This window comes from Planctomycetota bacterium, assembly GCA_039182125.1.
In the GTDB taxonomy this organism is placed as follows: domain Bacteria; phylum Planctomycetota; class Phycisphaerae; order Tepidisphaerales; family Tepidisphaeraceae; genus JBCDCH01.
Window position 1 is genome coordinate 1 of the sequence record JBCDCH010000003.1, and the last position, 9984, is coordinate 9984.

5 protein-coding genes are annotated in these 9984 nt (G+C 65.5%); 1 reads left to right on the forward strand and 4 read right to left on the reverse strand.

The window, feature by feature from the left end; translation table 11 throughout:
- Positions 1–82 precede the first annotated feature (82 nt).
- The 4 genes from AAGD32_01100 to AAGD32_01115 all read right to left on the reverse strand — a co-directional run bounded on the left by AAGD32_01100 (position 83) and on the right by AAGD32_01115 (position 4972).
- Positions 83–337 (reverse strand): hypothetical protein, encoded by a 255-nt coding sequence (locus tag AAGD32_01100; protein ID MEM8872828.1) that lies wholly within the window; start codon positions 335–337, stop codon positions 83–85.
- Between the two features lie 141 nt (positions 338–478).
- Positions 479–3184, reverse strand: a complete 2706-nt coding sequence (ppdK, locus tag AAGD32_01105) for a pyruvate, phosphate dikinase (GenBank protein MEM8872829.1) — start codon at positions 3182–3184, stop codon at positions 479–481.
- Positions 3185–3278: 94 nt separating this feature from the next.
- Positions 3279–4829, reverse strand: coding sequence for an MATE family efflux transporter (locus tag AAGD32_01110; GenBank protein MEM8872830.1), 1551 nt, complete (start codon positions 4827–4829; stop codon positions 3279–3281).
- The gene (locus AAGD32_01115; GenBank protein ID MEM8872831.1) at positions 4826–4972 is read right to left on the reverse strand and encodes a hypothetical protein; all 147 of its coding nucleotides are present in this window, start codon (positions 4970–4972) and stop codon (positions 4826–4828) included. Before AAGD32_01115 ends, AAGD32_01110 begins: the two co-directional genes overlap by 4 nt.
- A 60-nt stretch (positions 4973–5032) precedes the next feature.
- Between AAGD32_01115 and AAGD32_01120 the strand changes: the two genes are divergently transcribed.
- Positions 5033–9775 (forward strand): DUF4011 domain-containing protein, encoded by a 4743-nt coding sequence (locus AAGD32_01120; protein ID MEM8872832.1) that lies wholly within the window; start codon positions 5033–5035, stop codon positions 9773–9775.
- The last annotated feature ends 209 nt before the right edge of the window (positions 9776–9984 follow it).

The window sequence follows — 9984 nt, forward strand, 5'->3', positions numbered from 1 at the left end:
CCGAAAAACCCGAGGGGGGGGCGGGCACTCGCCCCCCGTCAATGCGCGTGTTTAAGGCGTGAAGAACGGATGTAAATGTTCTTCAGTCGTGGTCTTTGTGTAAGAACGTCACACCAACGGCCACCGCGGCCGGCACGACGCAGAGAAGCAGCGAGTAGTCGGACAGCGTCGGGTACAACCAAGTCGATCGGACTCCAAGCAGGCTCGGCAGCCAGAACCAGCCTGTGATCGACACGAGTGCGACGACTAGGAACAGCACGCCCCGAAGGCGCGGAGCGACCGGGTCGATCGGCTGCTCATCCGCGTCCGTTGCTGCGTACTCAAGCGTCGGGGCCATCTGCACCAAGGGTAACCGACCCGCCACCGGCGTGGGCGTTATCCACCCGGCGAGCGGACTCTCAAAGCGTCGGGACAAAAGCCCACGACCCGCGCCGTGGCCGACGCGGGTCGTGGGCGTGTTGGCGAGTTTCCCTTGCGGTTACTTCAGCGCCGCATGGGCGGCGGAGAGCAACGCGATCGGGACGCGATACGGGCTGCAGCTGACGTAGTCGAGGCCGACTTCGTGGCAGAAGTGGACGGACTTGGGGTCGCCGCCGTGTTCGCCGCAGATGCCGAGCTTGATGCCCTCGCGGCCCTTGCGGCCGGCCTTGGCGGCGTGGTCAACGAGGAAGCCCACGCCGTCGGTGTCGAGCGACTCGAACGGGTTGCGCTCGAGGATGCCGACGTCCGGCTTGATGTACTCGTTGATGAACGGACCGGAATCGTCACGCGAGTAGCCGAAGGTCATCTGCGTGAGGTCGTTGGTGCCGAAGCTGAAGAATTCGGCTTCCTTGGCGATCTCCTCAGCGGTGACCGCGGCGCGGGGCACTTCGATCATCGTGCCGACTAGGTACTTGACCTTGGTCTTGTGCTCCTTGAACACGGCCTTGGCTTCGTCCTCGAGGTGCTCCTTGAGGAAGGAAAGCTCTTCCACGACGCCCACCAGCGGGATCATGATCTCGGGGATGACCTTGATCTTTTTCTTCTTGCACTCGATGGCGGCTTCAAGGATGGCACGGACCTGCATGCGGAGGATCTCCGGGTAGGTCACGGCCAGTCGGCAGCCGCGGTGGCCAAGCATCGGGTTCATCTCGTGCAGCTCCTCGACACGGGCGTGGAGCTCGGAGAACGACAGGCCCATTTCCTCGGCCAGTTCCTTCTGCGTGTTGTTCGAATGCGGCAGGAACTCGTGCAACGGCGGGTCGAGCAGGCGGATGGTCACCGGCAGGCCCTTCATCGCCTTAAACAGCTCGAAGAAGTCCTTCTTCTGGAACGGCGCGAGCTTGTCGAGGGCGATCTTTCGGCCTTCTTCCGAATCCGAGAGAATCATCTGCCGCATGGCGCTGATGCGCTCGGGGTCGAAGAACATGTGCTCGGTGCGGCAGAGGCCGATGCCCTGGGCGCCGTAGTCGCGGGCGACATGGGCGTCCTCGGGCGTGTCGGCGTTGGCGCGGACCTTCATGGTGCGGTACTTGTCGACCAGCTTCATGAACTTGGCGAAGTCGCCGGAGACCTTCGGCTTGAGCGTGGGCAGCTCGCCTTCGTAGACCTCGCCGGTGGTGCCGTCGATGGAGAGGAAGTCGCCGACGCCGAAGGTCTTGTTGCCGATGACGCACTTTTTCTTGGCCGCGTCGATCTTGACCTCGGCGGCGCCGCAGACGCAGGGCGTGCCCATGCCGCGGGCGACGACGGCGGCGTGGGAGGTGTTGCCGCCTGTGGAGGTGAGGATGCCTTCGCACACCTTCATGCCGCCGATGTCGGCCGGCTCGGTCTCGCGGCGGACCAGCAGAACCTTCTCACCCTTGGCCACGCGCTCTTCGGCCTCGTCGGCGGTGAAGGCGAGCTTGCCGACCGCCGCGCCGGGGGCGGCGTTGAGACCCTTGGTCAGTGCCGTGGCTTTCGCCTTGGCCTTGGGGTCGATCATCGGGTGCAGCAGCTGGTCAAGGTGCTCGGGGTTGACCATGCGGACCGCCTGCTTCTCGTCGACGAGCTTCTCCTTGAGGAAGTCGAGGGCGATCTTGAGCGCCGCGACGCCGCCGCGCTTGCCGTTGCGGGTTTGCAGGATGTAGAGCTTGTTGCGCTCGATGGTGAACTCGAGGTCCTGGATGTCGCGGTAGCGCTTCTCGAGCTTGGCGCGGGTGTCCATCAACGCCTTGTACCACTTCGGGTGGGTCTTTTTCATCTGGGTGATCCAGATGGGCGTGCGGATGCCCGCGACGACGTCCTCGCCCTGGGCGTTGATGAGGTACTCGCCGTAGAAGGAGTTCTCGCCGGTGTTGGGGTCGCGGGTGAAGGCGACGCCGGTGGCGCAGTCATCACCCATGTTGCCGAAGACCATCGTCTGGACGTTGACGGCAGTGCCGGCCAGGCCGGTGATGTCGTTGATCTGGCGGTACTTGATCGCCCGCTCGGTCATCCACGAGCCGAACACGGCGCGGATGGAGGCTTCGAGCTGCTTCATCGGGTCCTGCGGGAAGGGCTTGCCGACTTCACGCTTGTAGACCTTCTTGTAGCGGTCGACGACGTCCTTGAGCTGATCGGCGGTGAGCTCGTTGTCGTTCTCGACGCCGGCCGCTTCCTTGACCGCGACCAGCTCGTGCTCGAAGTGCTCGTGCTCGGCGCCCATGACCACGTCGCCGAACATGTCGATCAGGCGGCGGTAGCTGTCGTAGGCGAACTTGGGGTTGTTCGTCGCCGCGGCCATCGCCTCGACGGCCTTGTCGTTGAGGCCCAGGTTGAGCACGGTGTCCATCATGCCGGGCATCGAGACGAAGGCGCCCGAGCGGACCGACACGAGCAGCGGATCCTTGTCGTCGCCGAACTTCTTGCCGGTGGCCTTCTCGACCTTCCGCAGCGCCTTGCCGACTTCGTCCATGAGGCCCTCGGGGAGCTTCTGGCCGAGGTCGTTGTAGGCCTTGCAGGTCTCGGTGGTGATGGTGAAGCCGGGCGGGACGGGGAAGCCCGAGACGGTCATGTCGGCCAGGTTCGCACCCTTGCCGCCGAGCAGGAGCTTGTCATCGCGGCCGCCCTCGGCCTTGCCGTCGCCGAAGAAGAACACCCGCTTGCCGGCTTTCGCCTTCGCACGGGTCACGGCTTTTTTCACGGCCTTCTTGGCCTTTTTGACGGTCTTCTTGGCGGTTGCCATGGTCTTGGAGCTCCGAGGTGAGTTGAAATTCAAAGGAAAACCGCCCATTTCCGGCGGTCAAAGGTCCGGAATATAGAAGTCGCGCAACCCCGGTTCAATCGGCCGACTTGTCCAAATCCGCCGCTAACACCCGCAGGATGTACCACGGCATCCACACCACGCACCGCCCGGTCACCGCGACGAGCGTCCCGACGATCACGCCAGCCAGCCCGAAGCCCAGCAGCACCGCCGCCGTCGAGATCGCCGCGTTGAGCGCCCCGAACGCGATCACGCTGATCGCCAGCGCCTTGGCCCGGCCCATGCCCAGCAGTACCGACCGGCCCACCGCGCCGCTGCCGCCGATGATCGTGTGGAGCAGCACGAACGGCAGGATGGCCCGGGTGGCCGGCAGGTCCTCGCCGAGCCAGAGCCGGAAGACCAGCGGTGCCGCGAGCCAGACGACGACCGCCCCGGCCACCAGCAGCGCCACCGACGCCAACGTCCCCCGCACATACTGCCGCCGCACCGCGTCTCGATCCCCGGCCGCATCCGCCAGCGCCGAGTACGGCAACACCACTGCCGCGATCCCCGATCCGACCAGCAACAACGCCGAGTCGAACATGACGGCAGGTGCATATGTCTCGATACCGCCGGGGACGAAACGGTTGAGCAGGATGTAGTCGATCGGCGCGTAGAGGTAATCGGCCGCAGCGGCGAGGGTGGTGAAGCCGCCGAGGGTGAGGAGGCGGGCGATCGGTACTCGAATCCCAATCGCCGTCGAGAGTGAAACGAGCAATCGCAACCCAGCCCCGATCGCTTCGGCCACGAAGAGTGCGAATCCGGCGTCACTCAGATTCCAGCGACCTGCCATCGACATCACGAGGACGATCGGCCACAGGAGCTCCGTGAGCGTCAGTATTGAGTTGTCGAGCCAGAGCCAGCCGCGGCTCTGCAGGAACCCGCTTGTCCAGTCCGTTCCCACGCGCAATGCCACGGCGAACGACAGCCACATGACCATCTGCTCCGCATGCCCGTACCACACTCCCGATGTCACCGTGAGCTTGTGCCATTGGTGGAAACTCTCCGCGTAGACCATGCCGGCGATGCCGATCACGAAGATGATTGGGAATCCAAGCAGGGCCGGATGGAGGAGCACCGGGCGATGAATCGGCTCGCGTGGAGTGTCGTATTCCAACGCAATCGGGACCGCATTGCCCGAGGCTTCGCTGCGCTCAGCCTTCGGCGTCGAGTCGGCGCGGTCCGCGTCCAGGGATTCGCGTGGCTCATCCCTCGGCGTTGGGGTTGCGTTGGTGATCGATCCGGGGGAAGCCGAGGGATGAGCGGAGCGAATCCCCGGGCCGGCGTCGGACGCGGTCTCCCCATCGATTGGCGACCGGCGAGAGCTTTCCTCCAAAGGCTCCCTCCGGTCGCCGCTCAACGGTTCGACCTGCCGCGCCCGCTCCTCCGCCAACAACCGTAGCGTCGCCGGGCCGAGCCCCAATCCCGTCACGCGCAGAATGCCGATCGTGCTCCGCGCCAACGCCAACACCGCGAACGCTTCCGGGCCTAGCTGCCGCCAGACGATCGCGAACACCGCGGCCCAGCTCACGATCCGGCTCACGCTCAGCGCGTAGCTGCTGGCCAGATCGACGCCGAGCCGACTCATTCAGAAGTGACCTCGTCATTTATGACCTCGGCCGGAACGGTCTCGTCGACCTCCTCGGCCGCGATGAAGTTCGCGTACACCCACCACGCCGCACCGAGCACGAGCAGCAGAATCCCGAGCACTTGCCAGAAGTTGAGCTTCACGGACGCCAGCATACCCGCGCAACCGAAATTCGCACGCGGTTCATATACGATGCTTCACCCGTGAGTGAGACCATCGCCCAACAGCTCGAAGACGTCCGCCGCAAGCTGCTGGACCTGACCCGCCGCAATCGGCTGCTCAACCACCGCGACAAGGGCCAGCGGACCTGTCGCGTCGTCCACGAACTGCCCCAGCAGGTCATCGAACGCCTGCTCGGCGGCAAGCGGTTCCAGTTCCTCTCCCGCGACGAGGCCCCCGAGGAAGTGGCCGACCTGCTCGACCCCTTCGACGATCCCGAGGACAACGAGGCGGACGCGCTTGCCTTCGATCTCGCCCCGATCCGCCGCGGCAAGGACGACCCGCAGAAGGACGACGCACTGCAAACCCTGCTCCCCGGCAAGGTGCTGCAGGACCGTTTGCTCAAGCTCAGCCGCGAGGCCGACGCCGCGCTGCGCGAGCAGGGGTACAACATCCTCTTCCTCACGCTTGGCGTCGTCGAATGGAAAGAGGACGACGATGATCCCGTCAGTCGCGCGCCGCTGTTGTTCATTCCCGTCGACCTGACCCGGCGGAACATCAACAGCCGCCACACGCTCCGCTGGCGCGGCGAGGACGTGATGGTCAACCCGTGCCTGATCGAACTCTGCAAGCGCGAGTTCGGCTTCGACCTGCCCGAGTTCGACGAGGAGACCGGCATCGGCCCGCTGCTCAAATCCGTCGGCGAACTGATTCCGAAGGACAAGGGCTGGGCGTTGGAGAACGAAATCCACCTCGGCCTGTTCAGCTTCCAGAAGCTGCTCATGTGGCGCGACCTCGACCTCGAAGCCTGGCCCGACGGCAAGCTCGCGGAGCACAAGCTGATCCGCGTCTTCGCCGGCGATGAGCCGGCGGATGTGTCGGGTCAGATGCCCGATCCCGACAAGCTCGACGACGAGATCCCACCGAGCGAAAACTTCCAGGTCATGGACGCCGACAGTTCACAGCAGTCGGCGATCATCGCGGCCAAGCGCGGCCTCGACCTCGTCATCGACGGCCCGCCCGGCACCGGCAAGTCGCAAACCATCACCAACATCATCGCCGAGCTGCTGGCCGAGGGGAAGACGGTGCTCTTCGTCGCGGAGAAGTCCGCAGCGCTCAACGTCGTGAAGCGCCGCCTGGAAAAGGTCGGCCTCGGCGACTTCGCGCTCGAACTCCACTCGCACAAGACGAGCAAGAAGCTCGTGCTCGGCGAGCTGTCGCGCGTGCTCAACCAGCCGCCGGGCGAGGCTGCCGACAAGCGGCTCGACGGCTCGGAACTCCAAGCGGTGCGCGATCGGCTCAACGCTTACGCCCGGCAGCTGCACCGCACGATCGGTGCCCAGGAGATGAGCGTCTACGAAGCGATCGGCCGACTCGTTGAGCTCGCCGATGCGCCCGATGCGCGGGCGGACTTGAAGAACGTCATGCAGTGGGATCGGCCGACCGTCGCGGCCGCGCTCGAACGACTCCGCACCATCGACACCCGCCTGCACCGCGTCGGCAATGTCAACGAGCACCCCTGGCGTGGCGTCGGCCTGACGTCGGTTGGTTTCCAGGACGTGCAGAAGCTCGGCGACGAAGCGACCACCGTCGCCGACACGATCGGGCAGACGCTCGACACCACGGCGAAGCTCGCCGAACACCTCGGCACCGACACGCCACACAAACCCGCCGGCGTCCAGCAACTGCTCCGCGACGCCAAGACGCTGCTGGTCGCGCCCAAGGTCGACCCGCACCTGATCGACGACGCCCAACTCGCCGGCGTCCCCGCCGAGGTTGAGGAGATCGTCGGCCACCTGCGCCTGCGCAACGAGCTCAAGTCGCAGTGGAACAAGCAGCTCAAGCCTGACGCGGAAACGCAGGACTGGACCGACGTGTTGGATCGTCGCCGCAAGCACGGCGAGTCGTTCACGCGGCTCTTCCGCCCGAGCTGGTACCGCGACAGCAAGCGGATGAAGCAGGCGTCTGTCACGTCATTGCCGCCGACGCCGCAGCAGATCAAGGTGCTGCAGGCGGTCGGTGAGAGTCGACGTGTGCGTGGCGAGATCGAAGCCGAAGCTGCCGCCATCAAGCCGTTGCTCGGCGACGTGTGGCAGGGCGTCGAAACCGAACCCGACACGATCCTTGCGCACATCGACGCGCTGCGAAAAGTGTGGGCACTCGTCCAGCGCGGCGGGGCAACCATGGACGCGGCGAAGGCGGCTCTGAGCTCTGAGGGCCGGGAGATCCTGCGGCGTAAGACCGACCCCGCCAACGAAGCGGCCGAGGCGATGAACCAACGCCTCCGCGGCTTCTTCGACCAAACCCAGGCCGACCCGAAGACCTTCCTCGACGGCGAGTGGCTCGACGCCGACCTGCCGGCATTGAAGGAACGTCTCGCGAGCCTGCCACAACACGCCGACCGGCTGAGCGACCTCGCTGATTTGAACAGTGCCCGCAATCAAGCCGGCGACGGCGTCGAAGCGCCCTTCCTCGGCTGGGCGCTCACCGAGGACTTACCCGAAGGCCAGCTCGCCGACATCTTCGAACGCCACTACCTGCGGCTCTGGCTCGAGACGGCGATGAAGCAGCTGCCGGCGTTGCACGGCTTCCGCGGCGCGGAGTTCCAACAGCTCACCGACCGCTTCCGCCAGCTTGACGTGCAATGGCTAGACGCCACGCGCGACCGACTCGCCGCCAAGGTCTCTGCACGAAAGCCCGACTACCGCCACAAAGCACAGAAGGCCAGCAAGCTCGGCACGCTCCAGGCCGAGGCGCGTAAGAAGTCGCGGCACATGCCGCTGCGCAAACTGCTCGACGTCTGCGGCGATGTGATCAAGGACGTGAAGCCGTGCTTCATGATGAGCCCGATCAGCGTCGCGCAGTACCTCAAGCCGGGCGCGATTGAGTTCGACGTGGTGATCTTCGACGAGGCGTCACAGATCGAGCCGGCCGATGCGTTCGGGGCGATCGCGCGGGGTAAGCAGCTCATCCTCGTCGGAGACGAGAAGCAGCTGCCGCCGACGAACTTCTTCTCGAAGATGGACGCCGGCAGCGAGTGGGACGACGAAGACGATGCGTACGTCGGGGCCGGCGATCTCGAGTCGATCCTCTCGCTCGGCATCGTGCGCCTGCCACACCGCAGCGGTCTACGTTGGCACTACCGCTCCAAGCACGCGTCACTCATCGGCTTTTCCAACCGCCACTTTTACGACGGCACGCTGCGCATTTTCCCCTCGCCCGACACCGACCGCCGCAACCTCGGCGTGACACTGCGCAAGTGCGAAGGCATCTACAAGCGAGGCCGCGGCCGCACCAACCCCGACGAAGCGAAGGCCGTCGCCGAGGCGGTGATCGAACACGCCCGCACCAAGCCCGAATGGTCCCTCGGCGTCGCCGCCCTGAACCTCCCGCAGCAGCAACAGATCCTGGACGAGGTCGAAAAGCTTCGCCGCGAACTCAACGACAAGGAAGTCGAGAAGTTCTTCGCGCTGCACGAGGACGAGCCGTTCTTCGTGAAGAACCTTGAGAGCGTGCAGGGCGACGAGCGGGACGTGATCTACATCAGCGTCGCGTTCGGCCGGGACGAGGACGGCAAGATCAGCATGAACTTCGGCCCGCTCAACGCCGACGGCGGCTGGCGGCGGTTGAACGTGCTGGTCACGCGTGCCAAGCGGCGGTGTGTGGTGTTCAGCACGATCACGGCGGATGACTTTGCGAGCGACCTGACGGCTGAGGGGGTGATCGCGCTGCGGGACTACCTTTACTTCGCCGAGCACGGGCGGGCACCGAGCGAGTCGGAAGAGCGCGATCCTGAGGCGACCGTTGAGGCTGTCGTGGCGAAGGGGCTGGAAGAGAAGGGCTGGACGATTCGTCCGCGCGTCGGCGAAGAGGGCTTCGCCGTGCCGTTGGGCGTGGTCGATCCGAAGGACGACGCGAAGTACCTCGCCGGCATCGAGTGCGATGGCCGCGTGTACGACCGTTGCCCAACAGCGCGCGATCGCGAACGGACCCGTCCGTCGGTGCTGAAGATGCTCGGGTGGGACGTGCTGCGCTTGTGGAGTCCCGATGTGATGCGCGATCCCGACGAGGTGATCGACCGCATCGACGAACAGCTTCGCAAACCCGACCTCGCGTTGCATGACGACGCGGCTACCGAAGAAGCCACTCCCGAAGAACCAAGTAGCCCGGTTGCCACGCAACCGGAGGCCGAACCGACTCCCACCCCCGACGACCCGCCCCTCACCCGCCCGTACACCCACAACCGCGGCAAGACCTACGGCGACGTCGAGGACCTCAAGGTCATGCCCCCGTCCGGGCTCGCGCGCCAGGTCCACTCCATACTCAAGTCCGAAGCCCCGATCCACCTCGACGACGCCGTCGCGGTGCTCGCTGACCGTTATCAGACCAAGCGTTCCAAGGGCGTGCGACGCTGCTTCAACCGCGGCCTGGAAAAGGTCCTCGACAAAGGCAAGGCCGTCATGCGCGGCAAGTTCATCTGGCTCGCCGAGGACGATCCGGACGCGATCGTCCCGCGCGATCGCGGGGCCGACGACTGTCCCGTGACCAATCCCAAGCGCATCCCGCCGCAGGAACTGGCCGCGGCCGTACGTATCGCCGTGGCCAGGGAATACGGCGTTCCAGCCGACGCGCTGCCCACCGCCGCCGCCCGGCTCATGGGCTACGACCGCACCACCCGCACCGTCCGTGAGGCCTTTGCGGCGGTCGTCGATCACATGGTCGAGCAGGGCGAACTGATGGCCGACGGTGAGTTCCTACAGCTTCGTCCGACCGACGGGGCGGACTGATTACCGGACGCAGTATCCGGCGGTTTGTGCCGGGATTTGGGGCTGTCCGAACTGAAATGGGTCGCCCGAAAATTCGATGCTCCCTGTATGGGCCGTGCCACGGGTGATCCGTGCGCCGCCCCCCGCAGGAGCGCACGTGACCGATCCGAAACCAAGTAAGCCGACGACTACCCCGAAGTCCCTGACGGACGCCGCCGCTTCGGCCGCGC

Coding starts and splice junctions, on each gene's coding strand:
- AAGD32_01110 (MEM8872830.1), bottom strand. CDS start 4,829: ATGAGTCGGCTCGGCGTCGATCTGGCCAGCAGCTACGCGCTGAGCGTG.
- AAGD32_01100 (MEM8872828.1), bottom strand. CDS start 337: ATGGCCCCGACGCTTGAGTACGCAGCAACGGACGCGGATGAGCAGCCG.
- ppdK (MEM8872829.1), bottom strand. CDS start 3,184: ATGGCAACCGCCAAGAAGACCGTCAAAAAGGCCAAGAAGGCCGTGAAA.